The following is a 20,079-nucleotide window of genomic DNA, read 5'->3' on the forward strand; positions in this document are numbered from 1 at the left end:
GATACCCCTTGTCACATGATACTATGTAATGTATAGTATAAATGGTTAGGAGTTGTAATCATGAATGCACAATTAAAAAAAGGGTTGCTGGAATTCTGTGTACTGGCGGTATTAAAGAAAGGCGATTCCTATGGTTATCAAATGATTAAAGATATGTCCCATTGTATTGAGATTTCAGAATCGACATTATATCCGATATTAAAACGGTTAGAACAAAACAATTATGTAGAGACCTATTCCCAAGAACACAATAGTCGATTAAGAAAATACTACCGGATGACAAAAAGCGGCCGTGAGCATATGGCGCAGTTTTTAGCGGAATGGGATCAAGTGATGGCGATTTACGACTTTATTTCTGGAGGACAGGGCAATGAATAAAAAAGAATTTTTAGCCAGCTTAGAGAAGCACCTGCATCGTCTAGGCGAAAAAGAAAGTGATCGGTTCATCGAGTATTACGATGAAATGATCGAGGATTATCAGGAAGATGGATACAGTGAACAGGAAGCGGTCGATCAAGTCGGGCAGCCTACCATCATCGCTGAAGGGATTTTGAAGGAACAAGGAATCAAAACCGTTCAGGTGCCGACGTTTGGAGAAAAAGCCACAAGGCTCTCCATCCTCATTTTAGGCTTTCCGTTATGGGGTAGTATTCTAGCAACAGTCTTCCTGCTGATTCTTTCTGTGTATATGGTGATTTGGTGCATTCCGCTCGTGACAGGTACAATGACGCTAGTTGGTCTGCTCGGAGGTTTTTGGAGCATCATTGGTTCTCCATTTATCTTTCAGGACGGTTTGCATGTGGTAGTGACGCAGATTGGCGTTGGTATTCTTCTATTAGGTGTCGGATTATTATGCGGCATGGCCACGGTGTATTTGACAAAGCTATTTGTTCAAATGACTGTTCAAACCACTAAGGCATTCATGGGAATGTTTAAAAAGAAGGTCGTGAGAATATGAATGTGAATGATTTAAAAAAGCAATGCATCAAATGGGGGATCATCTTCACCGTTGTCGGGGGAATTGTAATGGTAATTGGTTTTGGACTATCAGGCTTTGACCTAGATGCATATCACAACAATGACCAGAACAATGTGTTCCGCACCATCAATTGGAGCAAGCCATAAAAAGAAGACAAAGGGCTAAAATCAAGATCATTTTAGCCCTTTGTCAACAATCTGAGACCCGCTTATGCGGGTCTTTTTTTCGCTCGAATCACAAAGAAGAAATAACAGCAAAGTGCACCTAGTTCACAAAGCATAATAATCAGACCCATTGGAAAGGCTGTTTGGCTTCCGGCTAGTCCGACAAGAGGCGTCATGCAGGCGCCTAGCAGCATTTGTGCCACACCAATGAGTGCGGCTGCACTTCCTGCATGTGCGCCGTGATGCTGCATCGCAAGAGACGGGGCAGAGGTGCCGACAATTCCAACGCTTGAGACCACAAAAAAGAGCGGAATGAGAATACCATACAACCCTGCATCAATGGAGATCATCAAAAATAAGGTGACGCCGCCTAAGGCAGCTATCAGCAATCCAATGCGAAGAACCTTCTCTTCGCCGATTTTAGCAGCGACGCGGGCAAATACTTGTCCAGCCGTGATGATCCCGAGACTATTCACCGCAAAGGCAGCACTGAATCCTTGTGGAGAAAGGTGAAAAAGCTCCTGAAGCACAAATGGTGAGCCAGAAATATAAGCAAACATCGCTGCGAATACAAGACCTTGGGAGAGGGCATACCCAACAAAGAGACGATCACTCGCTAAAATCTTCATGGCACCAACAATCTGTTGAAAGCCTCCTGTCTGTCTGCGCTCCGCAGGTAAACTTTCTTGAAGTGAAAAAATGGATCTCAGCAGCATCAAGGCCCCGAGAATTCCTAATAGAACAAATACACCCTGCCATGTGGTAAAGCGTAACATCTGTCCGCCCACGATAGGTGCAGCTGCCGGAGCAACCCCGTTGACCAACATGAGCAGTGCAAAGAATTTCGTCATTTCTGAGCCTTCATAATGATCACGCACAATGGCTCGTGCAATGACAATGCCTGCTGAACCAGCGAGCCCTTGAATCAATCTTAAGAGGATGAACGTCCAAATCGACGTGACCACCGTACATAAAAGGGATGCGGCGATAAAAATGATTAAGCCGATCATCAGCGGTTTTCTTCTGCCGATCGTATCACTGATAGGACCTGCAATCAGCTGTCCAAGCGCCAGTCCAATCAGACAAGCCATCAGACTTAATTGGGACAAAGCCGTGCTCGCTTCAAAATCACGTGCAATATTAGGTAAAGCAGGTAAATACATATCCATTGCAAGCGGTGCAAGGGCTGTTAAAGACCCAAGCAATGCAGCAAGGAGAAATCGGTTTTTTTTCGATTCTTGGGGATAAGATAAAGAACTCATATGATCATTACACTCCTCGTATACTTCCTCAAAACAGCATAATGAATCAAGCGCTCCTTTTCAATGGAAATTTTCAAAGAGGATTCCGTGCAAAATGATTGATCTTTCGAATGAGACTCTTTACATTGAATGAGTAGAGAAAAGAACAAGGTCATCGACATGCAGTATTTGCATGATACGTATATCTAGCAATAGAGAGCAGGAGGTGCTGACATGGAGCAGCAAGAGCTGATCATTCGTCAAGCAGTCAAAGAAGATCATGAAGCGATCAGACAAGTACTAATCAAGTCCTATTCACAATATGAACCTCAATTTACAGAGGAAGGCTGGCAAAATTATTCTGCTGCGCTTGCAGCAGCTGTAGATAATCCGAACATGGAGCTGATGCTTGTGGCGGAGCTTGAAGGTAAGGTCGTGGGGACGCTTCAAATGTTCCGGTCATCAGAGCAAGCGTATGACAAACCCGAAATGGGCATTACATCAGCCATCGTCCGGTTTTTAGGAGTAGATCCCGATGTCAGGGGAAAAGGAATTGCAGAGTCATTGTTACGTAAAAGTATTGAACTCACGCAATCATGGGGCGAAAATGTTCTGTACCTTCATACATCTGATAAAATGCAGGCTGCCATTCGTCTATATGAAAGAATGGGCTTTGAGCGTGCACTAGATAAAGAATTTGTGAATCAAAATGGGACGCATGTCAAAAGCTATCAATATGTCATCCAAAAAGAACAGCCGGCTGGTTCATCACATCACGCGTAATAAAAGGAAGAGCACGTCCCCAATGGACAGCTCTTCCTTTTTTCAATTTACGCCCACAGTACAAGCGCCCAATATGATACCAACCACGAGATTAAACCGAACATAACAAAGAATTTTAACATGTGCTCATAAGGAGATAGCTTTCGTTCTCTCTTTGTTTTCACCAGCCGCCAATAAAGGGCATAGCCACAAAAAATGAGGATGATTTGTCCAAGCTGTGTAAGGTTCTCAAGAATCGAGATTCCGTTCATTTATTTCACCTCATCATAGGTCTTCCATATGTGAATGCAGCAACCCTTTATTTTTTCAAAAAAAAATCGGTGTATACTGGAAAGAGAGAAACTAGATGCAAGAGGGAGTTGTGACATGGTGTTTTCGCTACATGCGGATCGGTGGGATGAAGTAACCGAGAGAAAAATCAAATACGATCAGAAGGTTGTGGAACATACGTGTCAGCTGTTAGATGTTCAGGGACAGCTGGCTGTACTTTTTCACAAGATTGAAGACACGTTTACGATGAGGGCAGGCGATGGTAGTCTGACCATTCCAAAAGGGAGCTATACGACCGCCTATTATTGGAAGGATCGACCTTACAATATTTACTTCTGGAGGGATGATCAAGGGAAGGAACTTGGGTCTTATTTTAATATTGTAGGGAATACATGGTTCAACGGCCAGCTGGTCATGTTTGAAGACCTCATTGTTGATCTTCTCGTTCTTCCGAATGGTGATTTTTTTGTATTGGATGAAGATGAGTTGCCGGAGAGTTTGGCGGATTTTGAACAAGGTTCAGTGCGCCGGGCATTAGAGGGTGTGATGGCTTCGTTAGAAAGCATACTCGATCAAGTGAGGGCAGATGTCGAAGGGAAATATCATCACAGCTTGTTTGCGCCGCTGTTGAAATAAAAAAACGATTCCTTTCAGCGAGGAATCGTTTTTTCTGTTACACCTTGATACGGTTTAATCGTTTTTGTAAACTGGTTTTCGTTTTAGAAGCTTTTAGCTGTTTGACAGCGGTTTGCGCTGCTGCTTTTGTTTTCTTCGTTCGTTTGGTTTCCGCTTTTTTGACCTTTTGTTTGGCGTCTGTCACTTTCTTTTGATAGGCGACTTGTTTTTTGACTTTGTCGAGCCGATTTTGCAGGCTTGTTTTTTCTTTACCTTTGTTTAACTTTTTGATGGCCGTTTGTGCGCTTTTAATGGCGCCTTGTGTTTTGCTTTTTTCGGCTGTTTGAACCTTTGCACGTGCCAAGCGGATATCAATGGTTCCTTGTACCTTTTTCACCCGTTCAGTGAGTGCTGTTTTTGGTTTACTTGCAGTGAGTCGGCCAATTCTCGTTTTGGCTTGATTGACATCTGCCTGCTTTTTAGAAGTTTCGGCTGTTTTGACAGCGCTAGTCGCAGCCTTCAAAAAGCTTGATTGTGCTATATATTGCACGCGGCCATAGCCGAATTGTGGATCCTTTCCTTTTGCGCCAAGATCCACTGTATAGCTGCGTAATAAGGTGCGAAGCTGAACATTTGTTTTCTTCGGGTGAAGCTGCTTCAACAGTGCCAGCATGCCTGTGACATGCGGCGTGGCTTGTGATGTACCTGTTGCATACCAATATTCATTTTTTAAATAAGTGCTGATGACGTTCTGACCAGGGGCAGAAAATTCAATACCTTTCCCTGTATTTGAGATAGACGCGAGTTTGTCTTTGTCCGTCGTTGCAGAAACGGCAATGACGCTATTGTACGCGGCAGGGTAGCTGATATGATTCTTCTTCCCATCATTCCCGCTTGCAGCGACCACAAGCAGTCCTCTTTTGTATGCTTCATCCACTGCTGAACGCAAAATAGGGATATTGTCTTCAAAACCTAGACTTAAATTCATAATATCCATCTTGTTGCTAATGGCCCAATCGATTCCTCGAAGCAGGCTGTACAAGTCGCCTTCTCCCTTTTTATCTAACACTTTTACAGCATATAGCTTCGCACCAGAAGCGACGCCGACTGTGCCATAATCGTTATTGAGCGCACCAATCGTGCCTGCTACATGTGTGCCATGCCCTTGATCATCTTTATAGGAAGTTGTGTACTTCACAAATGATTTACCGCCGGATATCTTTAAATCCTCATGTGGAGAAATTCCAGTATCTAAAACGGCTACCTTCACATTTTTCCCCGTGACGCCTTCTTTTATCGCTTGCTTTACATTCAGCTTTTGCAGGTTGTAAGATTTTTGAACCAATGCATCCTGATTCGTAGAGGCAGCGGTTTTTTTCATCGTAGAAGAAGCGAGTTTGACCTTTATGTTTTTTGAGACATACGCGATGTTTGGATCTTTTTTGAGTGACGTGACCGCTTGTTCATCTGCTGTCACAGCGACAGCGGGAAGATGTATGTACTGTGCGTTCACTTTTTCACTTTCTTCAATAGCTGTTTGCTTTCCTTTTTGGTTTTTATAGACGATGATGACATCTGTTTCTTTTGGCGGTACAGCTGCCTGCGAATGGTAAGGCAAGGCAGTTGTCAACGCAAGAAGAAACGCGATGACTACGACGATTTTCTTTTTCAAGGCGATAGCCCCTTGCATACGATGACCTCCGTCTTTTTTTCTCTATTATATCGGAGAAATGAGAAGGATGGTTAGAAGAATCATATTGTTTGTCAGAAAGTTTTTTTACAAGTAACCTGAAATTGAAATTCATACAAATCTAGTAGACAATAGAGAGATCATAATAAGAGAAAGTAGGATATGCTGATGAACGTAAAAGAGTATATGACGTATGATGCGACAGGCTTGGCAGCACTTGTACGGAATAAGCAGGTAACACCAGATGAGCTTGTACAAGCTGCATTTGCTAGATTGAATGAGGTCAATCCTGAACTAAATGCGTTGATTCAGACAAGACAAGATCAAGTATTAAAAGAAATCAAGACATTACATACGAATCAGCCGTTTGCAGGCGTTCCATTTGTACTGAAAAATATATCGCAAGGACTGGAAAATGAACCGCTGACAGCAGGTGCTGCATTGTTAAAGGATGTAAAGGCAAAAACGGACTCCCACTTTGTCCAGCGATTGAAGCAGGCTGGATTTCTCATGATGGGACATACAAACACACCAGAATTTGGATTAAGGAATGTAACAGAACCTGCTTTACATGGTCCAACGAGGAACCCTTGGCATCCTGGCTATTCCCCTGGCGGTTCAAGCGGCGGGACGGCAGCAGCTGTTGCAAGCGGCATCGTACCTGCTGGTGGAGCAAGTGATGGTGGAGGTTCCATTCGGATTCCAGCATCCTTTACAGGTTTGTTCGGTCTCAAGCCAACAAGAGGAAGAACGCCGGTAGGACCAGGCGCAGGAAGGCAGTGGCAAGGGGCATCCATTGACTTTACACTAACAAAAACAGTGAGGGACAGTGCAGCTCTTCTTGATCTGCTTCAAGTCATTCAGCCTGAAGCAGCTTTCCAAACGCCATTATATGACGGCAGCTATCAAGAAGATCTAGTGAAACGTCCATCTTCTATGCGAATTGCTTACAGTGTAGAATCACCAGTAGGTACGAAGGTCAGTGAGGAAGCGAAGCAGGCGGTGCAGCAAACAGTGAAATGGCTGAGTGATCAAGGGCACCAAGTAGAAGAAGCAGGGCCTGCAATCGATGGGATTCATCTGATGCAGCAATACTACGTCATGAACAGCGGAGAAATGTCTGCATTATTCACGTCCTTGAATCGTTCATTAGGACGTCCAATCAATCCGGAGGAAACAGACATCGTGGCATGGGTGTTGGCGGAGGCTGGCAAAAATGTAACCGCAGCTGCTTACACAGAAAGTCTTGATGCATGGGATATGGCAGCTGCACAAATGGCGTCATTTCATCAAACCTATGATCTCTTTGTGACACCAGCGACTGCCTATTTTGCTCCTAAGGTTGGTGAGTTGATGCATTCGAAAGAAGAAATCACTGAACTTTTACGTGTGTCATCTCTCTCAATGCAAGCGCAGCAGGATCTCATTTATGACATGTTCTTAAAGAGTCTGACCTACACACCATTTACACAGCTTGCCAACTTAACGGGTCAGCCTTCTATGAGCGTTCCTGTTCATCTCACTAAGGCGGGCATGCCTTTAGGGGTACAGGTAACAGCACCTAAGGGGAAAGAGGATTGGCTTCTTCGGCTTGCAGCAGAAATGGAGACATCTTCGATTTGGAAAGGAACAAATCAACTCATACGTTGAAACGACATTTGTCTATTGGAGGGAAAGGAGTGTCACACGTGAGTACGAAGGATAGAATTATTCAAACGGCCGCACTTCTTTTACGAAAACAGGGGTATCATGCGACAGGATTGAATCAAATCATTAGAGAGAGCGGCACGCCTAAAGGATCTCTTTATTATTATTTTCCAAACGGAAAAGAAGAGCTAGCCATAGCAGCCGTTGAATATATTAGTCAAAAGGTCATCGATCGAATTGAAGAAAGCTTTGCCTATTCGGATGATCCTTATATCGCCATCGACCGCTTTATGACAAATATCATTCGGGGATTTACGGAGCAAGAAAATGAAAGAGGCATTCCGATTGTCTTGCTGGCGGCAGAATCCAAGCCAGAACATACGCAGCTTCATACTGCATGTAAACAAGAAATGATCCGCTGGCAAAAGCTTGTGAAAGAAAAGCTCATGAACAGCGGATATGAAGAAAACAAAGCGGATGAGCTGGCTTCTCTCCTTCATTCAATGGTGATTGGGGGTCTATCGATGACAACCGCACTCAAACAAACGACCCCGTTAGAACATGTGAAATGTTACCTTAGACACTTATTTATGCGAGAAGAGTAAAATCTCTCGCATATTGTCTATCTATTATATCAATTGGTCTATATAATAAAGATAGTCAATTAGTCATGAGGAGTGATGGGATGTCGGAGCAACCGCAATCGATCAAGCAATCCGAAGGAACCTCTTTTTATACCGTGTCTGGTTCAGGGAAGCTGTATGGGCTGGAAAATCAGCTTGTTCATGTGCTGGCAGAAGCAAATCAAACGAATGAGCTGTTTGAGCTTGTCTTAATCACAGGTGGGAAAGGAGCTTATTTTCCACTTCACTGTCATGAGCACTTATTTGAAACCATTTTTGTGCTGGAAGGAAAGCTTGAAGTGATCTTGGACGGTAAAAAATATATGGTCACAGCCTTCGATTATATTCATATCCCGCCCAAAACGATCCATGGCTACAGAATGCATAGTCACAAAACAAGATTTATTTCATATACGTTGGGCGGACAAATGACAGATGTCTATCAGCAAATTGGGAAAAGGCTTCAGCGGAACGAATGGCCGATGACCGATCATGCTTTCGATGCAGACAGCTTTGAACAAGCTGAAAAAGAAAGCGATCTCATATTGATGCATGGTATCAGGCAGCTGTCAAATACAACTAAGCCCTCCGTATTATTTCATAGTCAGCTCCCTCAGGCGGTGCAGCCCTACGTATTAGAGGCTGGTGAAGGGAAGCAATACATTATTGATGGTCAGCTTCATGAGCTGATCGCAACAACAGAAACAACTGGAGGCGGATTCAGTCATTTTGTGATTGAAGGCGCGAAAGGAAAGTATTTTCCTCCGCATTATCATCAAGTACATACAGAAGCACTCTATTGCGTTGAGGGAAAAATGAATCTTCAATTGAACGGAGAGGATATATGCCTGATGCCGGGTGACTTTGCCTATATACCGCCGGATACAATTCACTCTTATGAATTCGTGTCCCATTCTAATAAATTTTTGCTTTTACTGCTCCCTGGAAAGATTGAGCAGTTGTATGAGCAATTTGAAGAATCACAAAGCCCGAGTATATGTCCTTATTTTATTCAAGAAGGGAACTTGATGATTGATCGAGAGACTTCCTCTCAATATGATTTGGTCTTTATCGAAAAAGGATAAATATGTAACGCGTTACACATGATTGAATAAGCGCCTGTCGAACCGATCGACAGGCTTTTTTGTTTTTTAATAATCCTGATCTGATGAATGAACCATCCATTCAAGGTGAAGCTATGTACAGATGATTTTCGCTAAAGGAGGAAATGCATGTGAGAGCTGTTACTTATCAGGGGAAAAATAGCATTGCAGTGAAGAAAGTAGATGCGCCATCTATTCAAGATCGGGAAGATGTGATCATCCGAATGACATCAACAGCAATTTGTGGATCTGATTTACATTTGTATCAGGGTAATTTCCCGCTTCCAATCGGCTATGTGATTGGGCATGAGCCAATGGGGATTGTGGAGGAAGTTGGACCGGATGTCACGGCAGTGAAAAAGGGAGACCGTGTCGTTATCCCATTTACCGTTGCATGTGGTCAATGCCAATATTGTCATCACCACTTAGAAAGCCAATGCGACAACTCAAACCCGCACTACGATTCGGGTGGACTTTTTGGATATAGTGAGAAATATGGGAACTACCCTGGAGGACAGGCAGAATATTTACGCGTGCCTTTTGGAAATTACACCCCGTTTAAGATCCCAGGTGATTGTGAGCTTGAGGATGAACAACTGCTGTTCTTATCGGATGTTCTTCCAACTGCTTATTGGAGCGTGGAGCACGCCGGTGTGAAAAAAGGTGATACGGTCATTGTGTTAGGCTGTGGACCTGTTGGGTTAATGGCACAGCAATTTGCATGGCAAAAAGGGGCAGAACGTGTGATTGCGGTCGATTACATTGATTACCGTCTGCGACATGCAAAGCGGATGAGCGGCGTAGAAGTATTTGATTTTACAGAAGACCCAGACATGGGAGAAACGTTAAAGGAGCTCACCAAGGGTGGAGCCGATGTTGTGATCGATTGTGTGGGAATGGACGGGAAGAAATCGCCGCTTGAAAAAATTGAGCAGAAACTCAAGCTGCAAGGCGGAACAATTGGACCGATTCAAATTGCTACAAAAGCTGTTCGGAAATGTGGAACGGTTCAGCTGACTGGTGTGTATGGGGGGCTGTACAATATGTTTCCATTAGGCGCTTTTTTCGCAAGAAACGTCACGCTGAAAATGGGGCAGGCCCCAGCAAGAGGGTACATGTCAAAGCTTTATCAAAAAGTGACAACCGGTGAAATTGATCCTAGAGCAATCATCACACATCAATTGCCGTTAGATGATGCCGCTCATGCGTATCACATATTTAATGATAAGAAGGATGATTGTATAAAGGTCATTTTAAAGCCATAAAAAAGAAGGCTTAGGTTTATCCCTAAGCCTCAGATTGTAGAGAAACTCATGTTTTTCTACAATCTTTTTTATTTTCATCGTAATGATGATGGATGAGATTTAATGAAAAAGGCCTCCCACACACCTAGCCTAGCTTCGCTAGGTGTATGGCAATCTTCTTCATGTTCTGACAGGCAGCTGTGAGAAGCACTTGCTCACTCACATTTTGTTTTCCCCTCAACCGGCAGTAGCGAAGCCCATGCAGTTGTTTTGAATCTGCAAAGCTTCGCTCTATTTTTTCTTTTCTTTTTTGATATAGCTCTTTTCCAGAGGCAGACAGACGATTTTGTCTGATCTTTTCTTTGTGTTCCTCCCATACATGTCTTGAGATCACTTTTTGATGATTTTTCGATCTTGTACAGCGCTCAAGGAAAGGACACGATACGCATTTTTTAGGATCTGACTTGTAGAACCTATAACCTTTTCGATCAGTTGTTGTATATAATAGCTTCTCACCATTTGGGCATATGTAGTGATCATGTTCAGAGTCATACTGAAATTTCCACTTCTCAAATAATCCTCTTGTTGGATGAAAGCGTCTATGTGCGATGACACCAAAAATACGGCGATCGGATAAACCTTTACAGATTGGGGTTGTCAAATAACCAGAATCAAGGGCAACAGCTTCTACTTGAAAACCAAATCGGGCGATTTGGTGATCCAATCGATCAAGATACGGAACAGAGTCATGGATATTGCCGGGCGTGACATGGGCATCCGTGATGATATTGTACTTCATATCCGTTGTACGGTGGTCTAGGTAGAAAAAGCCTTCTGGTTTATTTTCACGATAAAGATAGCCACTTTCAGGGTCAGTCGTACTTTGACGAATGTCTTTTTTCGTTTTCACCTCCTCTTTTACCTTTAAGGGCTTTTTTCCGTGTGCCACTCGATCTTCTTGGATCGCTTCTTCTAAATCATTTATATAGTTCTGAGTATCTTGTTCAATCGTTTTTCTCGTATATTTATGTTTATTGGCATTGGCTTTAAGATGAGTCGAATCAGTAAAAAGAACGCGGCCTCCTACCATATCATGATTAATGGCTTGAAGCACAATTTCATCAAAAATGTCTTGAAAAATCGTTGTATCTTTGAATCGAGTACGACGATTCCAGCTAATGGTCGAGTGGTGGGGAACGGGGTCATTGATGTTCAAACCTAAAAACCATCTATACGCCATGTTATAGTAAATTTCTTTTTCAAGTTGTCTTTCAGAACGGATACCGTACAGGTATCCGATAAACATCATTTTGAATAAAATAAGTGGATCAAGAGAAGGACGACCTTTATTCTCGCTATAATACGGTTTTACTTTATCTACGATAAATGAAAAGTCAATGTACTGATCAATTTTACGAAGCAGGTGATCCTCTTCGACCAGTTGATCTAGCAATACAAATTCGGCTTCGTGCTGAGAAGAATTTCTAGTGTGGAACATGAGAAAAACACCTTCCTTTAGTATGCTTTTCTCTATTATAAAACGGGGGAATGGAAACTTTAAGGAAAAAAATAAAGCTGTCGAGATTTTCTCGACAGCCTGAGGCTTAGGTTTATCCCTAAGCCTCAGCGTGTAGACAAACCCTCGCATTCGGTGTCAGGTCTGCGTTCCGGTGCTCACGAATCTAAATTCGCTCCGCTCCGGTACTCGTCCTTCCTAGACTGCAAAGGTTTTCTATCACGCTGAAAAGAGGACAAAGGCTTAGGAATTTTCCTAAGCCTTTAATGTGTGCTCGTCCATCATTTTTTCGATTAATTCAAAAAATGTTTTTTTATCTTCTTCTGAAAGGTGGTCGAACAGCTGATTGACAAGCAGCTGGCGGTTGTCGATCATTTGTTTTGCAATTTGTTCACCTGATTCAGAGAGTTCAATCCATACAGTACGGCGGTCATTATTATTTCGAGAGCGGATAATCAGCCCTTCATCTTCTAAGTGATTGAGAGCGGTTGTTGTTGCAGAGGGAGATAATGAAACTTCCTGCAGAATATTTTTCACAGTACATGATTGATGACGATAAATGATGCGTAAAATAAACCCTTTCACATTCGTGACGTTTTTCGGGATGTTCTCTTCATCTATTTGTTTCGTCGCCTTTAAATACTTTGTCAGCGCATGGTCTAATAAACTTGCCTCTAGCTCGAAATGTTGCATTCTCCATACCTCTTTTCCTATTGCATTCGCATTTTCCGATCAATTACTAGGTCTATCTTATCATAATAGTTATCATCATTTAAACCAAAATGGAAGACGGCTATAAAATTACCTATATTATCAATTAATATAAAGAACAATTCCAAATTGAAATGATTTTACTTTCAGCTGGTTTTATTTTAGAATGTGAATGAGATAAAATCTGCCAATCCATTCACTGGAAATTGGCTTTTGTAAATCAAACGTTTGGAGATGAAGATATTGAATACATTACAGGCATTACTTAACGACAGAATGGAACGCTCTTCACAAATTGAAGCGGTAACTGGCGGGGGTGTGTCTTATACATTTGAAGAATATGCAAAACGCATTGACCAGCTCGCTCATTACTTACATCAAAAGGGGATTCGAAAAGGGGACCGTGTTTGCTTTATTTGTCAAAACCATCATCACTTTTCAACGATTATGCTGGCAGCCATTAAAGCAGGTGCAGTCGCAGTTCCGCTTAGCTGGCAGCTTACTTCCTTTGAGCTGGAAGGTATTTTGAAAAAAGCAGAGCCAAAGGCTTTATTTTTTGACCGTGAATTCCGTGACATCATTGCGGCAGTGAATGTGTTTTTAGAAGATTGCCTGATGGTGGAATCCGGTGTCAATGCGAAAACAACACAGCTGTTTGAAGACATTTTGGCTTCAAATGATGGAAGTAACCTTGCTGAAGAGGTATCAGAAGAGGATCTAGCGATGATTTTATTCACCTCTGGGACAACGGGGAATCCAAAGGGCTGTATGGTCGGACATGGACGAATCTATCAATTTTTAACAAGACATGGGAATCGAGGTTTCGATCTGAAAGGAAAACGGTACTTGGCGAGTCACCCTCTGTATCATATGAGTTCGATTAATCACCTGATCGCAGCTGCGATTGAAGGGTATACGCTCGTCTTCTTACATGATGCAACACCGAAGCGCATTTTAGAAACGATTGAGAAAGAAAGAATTACGTTCATGATGGCTTTCCCATCAGCTTACACGTACATGCTAGAAGAAATGAAACGCGGTTCGTACGATCTCTCATTTTTTGAAATTGCGATTTCTGGCGGTACGAAGGTGCCGGTACGCTTAATTAAAGATTACAAAGAAGTAGGCATTCAGATGATGCATGGCTATGGAAGTACCGAAGCATGGGTTGTGAGTGCGTGGCATCCAGCGATGGGCGAGGATAAAATGGGCTCTGCAGGTAAAGTGGATCCGGATGTAGAAGTGAAAATCATGCACCCTGAGACAGAGGAGACATTGCCAGCTGGAGAGATTGGCGAAGTCGTTATGAGAAGCCCATTTTATTTCCTAGGCTACTATCATCAGCCTGACGCTACAGAGAAGGTGCTGAAAGATGGCTGGTTCCATATGGGGGATGCAGGGTATCTAGATGAAGACGGTTTTCTTTTCATCACAGGGAGATACAAAGATGTGATTCTGTACGGCGGGGATAATATCTATCCTGACCAAGTAGAAGAAGTCATTGATCAAATTCCAGGTGTGATTGAATCAGCTGTCATTGGGGTACCGGACGAATTATATGGTGAAGTGCCAAGTGCGTATATCGTAAAAGACGATTCCGTCGATTTTTGCGAAAAAGATGTTGTGAACTATTGCCAGGAACGTTTGGCAGATTACAAAGTGCCCTCCATCCATTTCATACAGGAGCTGCCAAAGAATAAGCTTGGTAAAATCATGAAGAAAGATTTACGTGAATTGGTTGTGAATGCGTAGTGCCTATTCTGCTATAATGAAATTTGAATGATTTTCTGTTTTTCTAACGTTTTGGAGGGAAAGGGTTTGCGACATATTCTACGTAAGAAACACATTCACGATTTGTTAGAACAGAGCAGGCAGCAAAAGGTAAAGAAAACGCTGGGCGGGCTCGATCTCACGCTCCTTGGTATAGGGGCAGTGATCGGCACGGGGGTCATGGTGTTAACCGGAATTACAGCGGCTAAGGATGCAGGGCCGGCTGTCATTTTTTCCTTTGCTATCGCAGCGATTGTGTGCAGTTTGGCAGCACTTTGCTATGCAGAAATGGCTTCAGCGCTGCCTGTATTCGGCAGTGCGTACATTTATTCATATACAACGATGGGTGAGCTTGTCGGGCATCTAATGGGATGGACGTTATTGTCCGTTTATATGCTGACTGCTTCAGCTGTCGCCAGTGGCTGGTCGAGCTATTTCAACAGCTTGCTTGAGGGGTTTGGGATTTCAATCCCCCATCAATTTTTAGCGGGACCGGAACAAGGTGGATATATGAATCTGCCAGCTATTATCATTGCCTTACTGATTGCGTGGATCTTATCAAGAGGAACGAAAGAAAGTAAAAAATTCAATAATATCATGGTGTTTGTGAAACTCGGTATTATTGTTCTTTTCATTGTAGTAGGCGGGTTTTATGTACAGCCATCCAATTGGCAGCCGTTCATGCCGTTTGGTGCAGAAGGCGTCATTGCCGGTGCTGCTGCTGTGTTTTTTGCCTTCTTAGGATTTGATGCGATTTCTGCTTCTGCAGAAGAGGTGAAAAATCCGCAGCGGAACCTGCCAATTGGCATTATTGGCTCATTACTCATTTGCACGATCATTTACATTGTCGTTTGTTTGATTATGACAGGTATGGTGCACTATACAAAACTGAATGTCACAGAGGCTATGTCCTATGTCTTGCAAAGTGTACATCAAAATAGCGTAGCCGGTATTATTTCTGTCGGTGCGGTCATTGGATTGATGGCTGTGATTTTCGCCAATAATTATGCAGCAACTCGAATTGCCTATGCGATGGGACGAGATGGTCTTTTGCCGAAAGTGTTTTCGAAAATAAACAAAAGCGATACGCCTGTTGCAAGCATATGGATGATTGGCGGCATGACAGCTGTTATTTCAGGGTTTATTGATTTAAAGGACTTGTCCAATTTAGCGAATATCGGTGCTTTATTGACGTTTGCAATGGTGAGTTTATCTGTGCTCATTTTGAGAAAGACACATCAGCAGCTTGAGAGGGGATTCCGGGTTCCATTTGTGCCGGTCTTACCTATTATTTCAATGGGCTGCTGCTTGTTCCTTATGCTCAACTTACCAGGCCGGACGTGGCTTTACTTTGGCGTTTGGCTGTTAATCGGTGTCGTCATGTACGCAGCGTATTCAAACAAACATAGTGAATTAGCGAAATCTTCATGAGAAAAAGGTGCAAATCCGTTGACGGTTTGTGCCTTTTTTCATACGATTTGGGATAAGCTATAAAAGAGAAGATGGACGGAATAAGAGGAGGATGAGGGGTATGATTAGTGTTAGTCCTTATATTGTGGTAGACGATGTGAAGGAATCTCTTCAATATTATCAAGGGATTTTTGGCGGTGATATTCATATTTTAAATGAACATCAAGACCGTGTGCTGCATGCAGAACTGCACCTTGGAGAATCGCTGCTTCACTTTTCAGATACGTTTGACCAAACACCAAAGCCTGAACATCTCAGATTGATTATGCAGTTTGACAATGAAGAAGAACTAAAGGCTGTATATGAAGCGCTAGAAGCTGATGGAGATGTACTGGTCGAATTACAGGATACGTTCTTTGGGGCACTTCACGGACAAGTACAGGACCGCAAAAATGGGTTGATCTGGGTGCTGAATTATATGAAATAGACGAAGACCTTCACCATTGTGAAGGTTCAGCGTGTAGACAAACCCTCGCATTCGTTGGCAGGTCTGCGCGCTGGTGCTCACGAATGTTCAATTCGCTCCGCAAAAGTAGCTGCCCTTCCTAGACTTCAAAGGTTTTCTATCACGCTGAAAAGAAGACAAAGTGCTAAAATAAACATCATTTTAGCACTTTGTCAACAATCTAGACCTTCACCATTGTGAAGGTTTTTTTGGGAGTGCTTTTATTTTCTGAAAAATGGAAAATATGCTATGTTGGAAGAATAAAAGAACAAGGAGAAAGGTGGCAAAGGGATGGAGCAAATTGAATTTCAATCAATCCAAACAAATGGTGTAACACTTCACACAGCAATGGCTGGACCTGAGGATGGCCCGCTACTTATACTGCTGCATGGATTTCCTGAGTTCTGGTACGGCTGGAAGAACCAAATTATGCCCCTGGCTGAGGCAGGCTATCGTGTCGTCGTTCCTGATCAAAGAGGCTACCATCTAAGTGATAAGCCAGAAGGAATCGAATCCTATGTATTAGATCAACTGAGAGATGATATCGTAGGGCTGATTAAGACGCTTAGTCCGAATCAAAAGGCGATTGTGGGTGGTCATGATTGGGGCGGGGCAGTTGCATGGCATTTGGCATCCACACGTTCTCAATATGTAGAGAAACTAATCATTGTCAACATGCCGCATCCGCGGGTCATGATGAAGGTTCTTCCATTTTATCCCCCGCAGTGGAAGAAGAGCTCCTATATCGCATTCTTTCAGCTCCCGAATGTGCCAGAGGCAGCTCTCCAGGAAAATCACTTTCAAAAGCTGGATGAAGCCATTGGGCTGACTGCAAGACCCCATTTGTTCACGAAGGAAGATGTATCAAGCTATAAGTTGGCTTGGACGCAGCCAGGGGCCATGACCTCAATGCTGAATTGGTACCGCGCCATCAAAAAGGGTGGCTTTGAAAAGCCGATATCAAAGCGCATTCTAGTACCTGTTCGCATGATCTGGGGGATGGAGGACAAGTTTTTAAGCAGAAAGCTGGCGAAGGAAACGATGAAGATTTGCCCAAATGGTCAGCTGATTTTTGTCGATGATGCCTCTCATTGGATCAATCATGAAAAACCAGAAGTGGTGAACAAACTTATACTCGAATTTTTGAACTAAAGAAAAAAGCTCTGGTCAGAGGACCAGAGCTTTTGTGTTTTACCCAATATGATTCTTTTTCAACGAAGCAGGTTCGTCGTCCCAGCATTCAATTTTCTCATTGTTTGGAACGGCATTTTTATAGAAGACAGGATCCTTGCCTTCTTTTTTCTGTCTCGTATAATCCTTCAATGCTGCAAAGGCGACCTTAGACAGCATGGTAATGGCGATGAGATTGACGATGACCATGAGTCCCATGAAGAGATCGGCTAGACCCCACACGAGAGGAACAGTAGCAACTGCACCGAAAAGAACCATTCCAATAACGGCAATTCGATAGATGTTAAGCCAAACTTTGTTGGCTCCAAGGAATTCAATGTTCGTTTCACCGTAGTAATAGTTACCGATTAATGTACTAAAGGCGAATAGGAAAATCATGATAGCAAGGAATCCAGAGGCCCATGGTCCAATGTGCTGACTGAGTGAAGCCTGTGTTAATTCAATTCCTTGCAGGTTCGTTGTTTTGTATGCATCAGAGAACAGGACAAGGAAGGCTGTGCTTGTACAAATAATTAATGTATCTGTTAACACGCCAAACGCCTGGATTAATCCTTGTTTTACAGGGTGACTTGTCACAGCTGTTGCTGCTGCGTTAGGTGCACTACCCATACCAGCCTCATTCGAGAAAAGACCGCGTTTAATCCCTTGTAATAATGCGCCGCCTAATGTTCCACCAGCGAACTGTTCAAACCCGAAGGCGTGTTTCACAATCGTACTGATGACACCAGGAAGTTCAGTGATATTTGTCACAATAACAAAGAATGCAATTCCGATATAAGCTAGAGCCAGCACAACGACAATGTATTCAGAAGCTTTTGCAATGGCTTGGATTCCCTTGAAAATAATTGCTGCAAAAATAACAGCCATCACAATACCGACTGTTAAACGGTCTAATCCAAAGGAGTTTTCAAAAGCGACAGTGATTGTATTTGATTGCACCGCATTAAAGACGATTCCAAAAGAAATTGTAATCAGAATCGCAAATAAAATTCCCATCCAGCGCTTGTTTAACCCTTTTTCCATGTAATAAGCAGGTCCACCGCGAAATCCTGTTTTATCTTTCACTTTATACACCTGGGCTAACGTACTTTCAACAAAGCTTGAGGCAGAACCGATAATCGCTACGATCCACATCCAAAAGATTGCCCCAGGTCCACCAATTGCAATGGCGATGGCAATCCCTGTGATATTTCCTGTTCCTACACGTGCCGCCATACTGATGGCAAATGCTTGGAACGGTGATATCCCTTCTTTTTCTTTTCTTCCTTCTTTCAGGACACGCACCATTTCTTTAATCATTCTCACTTGCAGGAAGCGTGTTCTATATGTGAAGTAGACCCCAACTCCAAGTAACAGAGCAATGACAATATAAGTCCAAATAAAATCATTTGTATGTGTTAAATAAGATAGCAAAGCTTTTTCGTTCATAACATCACCTCTTCGAATTCATGACTGTTCATTTTAAAAAATACTGAGATCCCACTCTTTTGCGAGCTTTTTCAGCATCATGACACCGGTAATACTATTTCCGCAATCGTCAATGGCGGGACCATAAATACCGATTCCGCAGCCTGTCTGAAATGGAAATTCTCTTCTTGCGCTTGGCGGAACGCAAGCCATAATTCCTCCAGACACACCACTTTTGGCTGGAACGCCTACGAAAGCAGCAAAATTACCAGACGCATTATACATGCCGCATGTCAGCATCAATGCCTTTGTTAGTCTTGCGATATCTTTTGGAATGACTTGGACCTGTTTAAAGGGATGATAGCCATCACTTGATATAATCAGCCCAATCAAGGCGATGTCCTCTGTTGTAACCTCGATGGAACATTGCTTTAAGTACACTTCTAATGTGTCCTCGACATCTGATTCTAAATAATTGGTTTCTTTTAAGTAATAAGCAAGAGCACGGTTGCGGTGCGCAGTTGCCCATTCTGATTGATAAACCTCTTCATTGACAGATGGACGCTTTCCTATTAAGTTTTCGATTAAATCGAAAATATATGCTAGCTTTTCTGTAGAAGTCTTTCCGGGAAGGATGGAGGATACGGTAATAGCTCCAGCATTAATCATTGGATTAAAGGGCTTCCCTGGTTTATGCATCTCAAGACGATAGATGGAATTAAATGCATCACCAGTTGGCTCTACATCTACCCGGTCCAAGACGTAAGGAACGCCTCTTCCTAAACAGGCAGCTATAAAGCTGATGACTTTTGAGATACTTTGCAGGGTAAAGGGAACGTCCCAATCACCATATCGTACAGATGATCCATCTGGGCCTATCACGCTGATACCAAGTTGAGAGGAATTCACTTTTCCGAGTGCTGGAATATAGCCAGCGTTTTGTCCATTTTTGTAATACGGACGAATTTCTTCTGCCCATTGATCAACAGAAGACTGGCATGCGTGTTGTATATTATTAGAAATTGCTGTTTTCATACGATTCCTCCAATCAAAAATCAAAAAGTACCCTATTGAATTGGCGGATGACAAAAAATGCGATCAAATAGGCACGAAAACATGTTACACATCTTCAAAGAACTTGTCATGCGCTGCTTGTACCACTCCTTTACACCTAAATATATGTTCAAATGAAGGCTTTGGCGGCGAAAAA

20 protein-coding genes are annotated in these 20,079 nt (G+C 42.8%); 13 read left to right on the plus strand and 7 right to left on the minus strand.

Annotated features, from left to right (window positions below):
- Nucleotides 1-60 precede the first annotated feature (60 nt).
- Genes MHI33_RS01840 through MHI33_RS01850 form a run of 3 tightly spaced genes read left to right on the plus strand, consistent with a single transcriptional unit; the run spans nt 61 to nt 1,125 of the window.
- The gene (locus tag MHI33_RS01840) at nt 61-378 is read left to right on the plus strand and encodes a PadR family transcriptional regulator (RefSeq protein WP_003217253.1); all 318 of its coding nucleotides are present in this window, start codon (nt 61-63) and stop codon (nt 376-378) included.
- Nucleotides 371-958 (plus strand): DUF1700 domain-containing protein, encoded by a 588-nt coding sequence (locus MHI33_RS01845; protein ID WP_044139213.1) that lies wholly within the window; start codon nt 371-373, stop codon nt 956-958. The genes MHI33_RS01840 and MHI33_RS01845 overlap by 8 nt, the downstream gene beginning before the upstream one ends.
- Nucleotides 955-1,125, plus strand: a complete 171-nt coding sequence (locus tag MHI33_RS01850; RefSeq protein ID WP_181462024.1) for a hypothetical protein — start codon at nt 955-957, stop codon at nt 1,123-1,125. The genes MHI33_RS01845 and MHI33_RS01850 overlap by 4 nt, the downstream gene beginning before the upstream one ends.
- Nucleotides 1,126-1,187: 62 nt before the next feature.
- Here MHI33_RS01850 and MHI33_RS01855 read toward each other — a convergent pair whose 3' ends face one another.
- A complete protein-coding gene (locus MHI33_RS01855; RefSeq protein ID WP_065098717.1) occupies nt 1,188-2,405 on the minus strand; it encodes a multidrug effflux MFS transporter in 1,218 nt (405 codons plus the stop codon).
- 213 nt (nt 2,406-2,618) lie between these two features.
- On the opposite strand from MHI33_RS01855, the gene MHI33_RS01860 reads away from it, so the two are divergent.
- On the plus strand, nt 2,619-3,167 hold the full coding sequence (locus tag MHI33_RS01860) for a GNAT family N-acetyltransferase (protein ID WP_044139215.1): 549 nt from the start codon (nt 2,619-2,621) through the stop codon (nt 3,165-3,167).
- 47 nt (nt 3,168-3,214) lie between these two features.
- On the opposite strand, the gene MHI33_RS01865 is transcribed toward MHI33_RS01860, so the two are convergent.
- Complete coding sequence (locus tag MHI33_RS01865; protein ID WP_044139216.1) at nt 3,215-3,418, minus strand: hypothetical protein; 204 nt, start codon at nt 3,416-3,418, stop codon at nt 3,215-3,217.
- Between the two features lie 115 nt (nt 3,419-3,533).
- On the opposite strand from MHI33_RS01865, the gene MHI33_RS01870 reads away from it, so the two are divergent.
- A complete protein-coding gene (locus MHI33_RS01870) occupies nt 3,534-4,073 on the plus strand; it encodes a DUF402 domain-containing protein (protein ID WP_207802147.1) in 540 nt (179 codons plus the stop codon).
- A gap of 37 nt (nt 4,074-4,110) precedes the next feature.
- On the opposite strand, the gene MHI33_RS01875 is transcribed toward MHI33_RS01870, so the two are convergent.
- Nucleotides 4,111-5,742 (minus strand): S8 family serine peptidase, encoded by a 1,632-nt coding sequence (locus MHI33_RS01875; protein ID WP_438498079.1) that lies wholly within the window; start codon nt 5,740-5,742, stop codon nt 4,111-4,113.
- 168 nt (nt 5,743-5,910) lie between these two features.
- On the opposite strand from MHI33_RS01875, the gene MHI33_RS01880 reads away from it, so the two are divergent.
- From MHI33_RS01880 to MHI33_RS01895, 4 genes are all read left to right on the plus strand, one after another.
- On the plus strand, nt 5,911-7,392 hold the full coding sequence (locus MHI33_RS01880) for an amidase (RefSeq protein ID WP_340908650.1): 1,482 nt from the start codon (nt 5,911-5,913) through the stop codon (nt 7,390-7,392).
- Between the two features lie 38 nt (nt 7,393-7,430).
- On the plus strand, nt 7,431-7,994 hold the full coding sequence (locus tag MHI33_RS01885; RefSeq protein WP_065098837.1) for a TetR/AcrR family transcriptional regulator: 564 nt from the start codon (nt 7,431-7,433) through the stop codon (nt 7,992-7,994).
- 80 nt (nt 7,995-8,074) lie between these two features.
- The gene (locus MHI33_RS01890; protein WP_065098719.1) at nt 8,075-9,097 is read left to right on the plus strand and encodes a quercetin 2,3-dioxygenase; all 1,023 of its coding nucleotides are present in this window, start codon (nt 8,075-8,077) and stop codon (nt 9,095-9,097) included.
- A 149-nt stretch (nt 9,098-9,246) separates the two neighbouring features.
- Entirely contained in the window at nt 9,247-10,380 is a 1,134-nt protein-coding gene (locus tag MHI33_RS01895; protein ID WP_113768642.1) for a zinc-dependent alcohol dehydrogenase, read from the plus strand.
- A 124-nt stretch (nt 10,381-10,504) separates the two neighbouring features.
- Here the strand turns inward: MHI33_RS01895 and MHI33_RS01900 are convergent, their stop codons facing one another.
- The gene (locus tag MHI33_RS01900) at nt 10,505-11,857 is read right to left on the minus strand and encodes an IS1182 family transposase (protein WP_265209170.1); all 1,353 of its coding nucleotides are present in this window, start codon (nt 11,855-11,857) and stop codon (nt 10,505-10,507) included.
- A gap of 273 nt (nt 11,858-12,130) precedes the next feature.
- Nucleotides 12,131-12,568, minus strand: a complete 438-nt coding sequence (locus tag MHI33_RS01905) for a MarR family winged helix-turn-helix transcriptional regulator (protein WP_044139220.1) — start codon at nt 12,566-12,568, stop codon at nt 12,131-12,133.
- A 261-nt stretch (nt 12,569-12,829) separates the two neighbouring features.
- Between MHI33_RS01905 and MHI33_RS01910 the strand changes: the two genes are divergently transcribed.
- The 4 genes from MHI33_RS01910 (at nt 12,830) to MHI33_RS01925 (ending at nt 17,423) form a co-directional block, all read left to right on the plus strand.
- A complete protein-coding gene (locus tag MHI33_RS01910; protein WP_265209026.1) occupies nt 12,830-14,338 on the plus strand; it encodes a class I adenylate-forming enzyme family protein in 1,509 nt (502 codons plus the stop codon).
- Nucleotides 14,339-14,404: 66 nt separating this feature from the next.
- Entirely contained in the window at nt 14,405-15,787 is a 1,383-nt protein-coding gene (locus MHI33_RS01915) for an amino acid permease (protein WP_113768644.1), read from the plus strand.
- Nucleotides 15,788-15,887: 100 nt separating this feature from the next.
- The gene (locus MHI33_RS01920) at nt 15,888-16,253 is read left to right on the plus strand and encodes a VOC family protein (RefSeq protein WP_065098723.1); all 366 of its coding nucleotides are present in this window, start codon (nt 15,888-15,890) and stop codon (nt 16,251-16,253) included.
- 309 nt (nt 16,254-16,562) lie between these two features.
- On the plus strand, nt 16,563-17,423 hold the full coding sequence (locus MHI33_RS01925; RefSeq protein WP_106029660.1) for an alpha/beta fold hydrolase: 861 nt from the start codon (nt 16,563-16,565) through the stop codon (nt 17,421-17,423).
- Nucleotides 17,424-17,462: 39 nt separating this feature from the next.
- Here the strand turns inward: MHI33_RS01925 and MHI33_RS01930 are convergent, their stop codons facing one another.
- Both MHI33_RS01930 and MHI33_RS01935 read right to left on the minus strand, forming a co-directional pair.
- Nucleotides 17,463-18,890, minus strand: a complete 1,428-nt coding sequence (locus tag MHI33_RS01930; protein WP_065098724.1) for an alanine/glycine:cation symporter family protein — start codon at nt 18,888-18,890, stop codon at nt 17,463-17,465.
- Between the two features lie 33 nt (nt 18,891-18,923).
- Entirely contained in the window at nt 18,924-19,904 is a 981-nt protein-coding gene (locus tag MHI33_RS01935; RefSeq protein ID WP_185108594.1) for a glutaminase, read from the minus strand.
- Between the last annotated feature and the right edge of the window lie 175 nt (nt 19,905-20,079).

The sequence above is a fragment of the Bacillus sp. FSL K6-2971 genome (assembly GCF_038006405.1).
In the GTDB taxonomy this organism is placed as follows: Bacteria; Bacillota; Bacilli; order Bacillales; family Bacillaceae; genus Bacillus; species Bacillus pumilus.

Excerpts from the sequence above, each read along its gene's own strand:
- MHI33_RS01855 (WP_065098717.1), bottom strand. The coding sequence starts at position 2,405 with ATGAGTTCTTTATCTTATCCCCAAGAATCGAAAAAAAACCGATTTCTC.
- MHI33_RS01850 (WP_181462024.1), top strand. The coding sequence starts at position 955 with ATGAATGTGAATGATTTAAAAAAGCAATGCATCAAATGGGGGATCATC.
- MHI33_RS01845 (WP_044139213.1), top strand. The coding sequence starts at position 371 with ATGAATAAAAAAGAATTTTTAGCCAGCTTAGAGAAGCACCTGCATCGT.
- MHI33_RS01905 (WP_044139220.1), bottom strand. The coding sequence starts at position 12,568 with ATGCAACATTTCGAGCTAGAGGCAAGTTTATTAGACCATGCGCTGACA.
- MHI33_RS01865 (WP_044139216.1), bottom strand. The coding sequence starts at position 3,418 with ATGAACGGAATCTCGATTCTTGAGAACCTTACACAGCTTGGACAAATC.
- MHI33_RS01875 (WP_438498079.1), bottom strand. The coding sequence starts at position 5,742 with ATGCAAGGGGCTATCGCCTTGAAAAAGAAAATCGTCGTAGTCATCGCG.
- MHI33_RS01880 (WP_340908650.1), top strand. The coding sequence starts at position 5,911 with ATGAACGTAAAAGAGTATATGACGTATGATGCGACAGGCTTGGCAGCA.
- MHI33_RS01935 (WP_185108594.1), bottom strand. The coding sequence starts at position 19,904 with ATGAAAACAGCAATTTCTAATAATATACAACACGCATGCCAGTCTTCT.
- MHI33_RS01900 (WP_265209170.1), bottom strand. The coding sequence starts at position 11,857 with ATGTTCCACACTAGAAATTCTTCTCAGCACGAAGCCGAATTTGTATTG.
- MHI33_RS01930 (WP_065098724.1), bottom strand. The coding sequence starts at position 18,890 with ATGAACGAAAAAGCTTTGCTATCTTATTTAACACATACAAATGATTTT.
- MHI33_RS01920 (WP_065098723.1), top strand. The coding sequence starts at position 15,888 with ATGATTAGTGTTAGTCCTTATATTGTGGTAGACGATGTGAAGGAATCT.
- MHI33_RS01860 (WP_044139215.1), top strand. The coding sequence starts at position 2,619 with ATGGAGCAGCAAGAGCTGATCATTCGTCAAGCAGTCAAAGAAGATCAT.
- MHI33_RS01840 (WP_003217253.1), top strand. The coding sequence starts at position 61 with ATGAATGCACAATTAAAAAAAGGGTTGCTGGAATTCTGTGTACTGGCG.
- MHI33_RS01890 (WP_065098719.1), top strand. The coding sequence starts at position 8,075 with ATGTCGGAGCAACCGCAATCGATCAAGCAATCCGAAGGAACCTCTTTT.
- MHI33_RS01870 (WP_207802147.1), top strand. The coding sequence starts at position 3,534 with ATGGTGTTTTCGCTACATGCGGATCGGTGGGATGAAGTAACCGAGAGA.
- MHI33_RS01925 (WP_106029660.1), top strand. The coding sequence starts at position 16,563 with ATGGAGCAAATTGAATTTCAATCAATCCAAACAAATGGTGTAACACTT.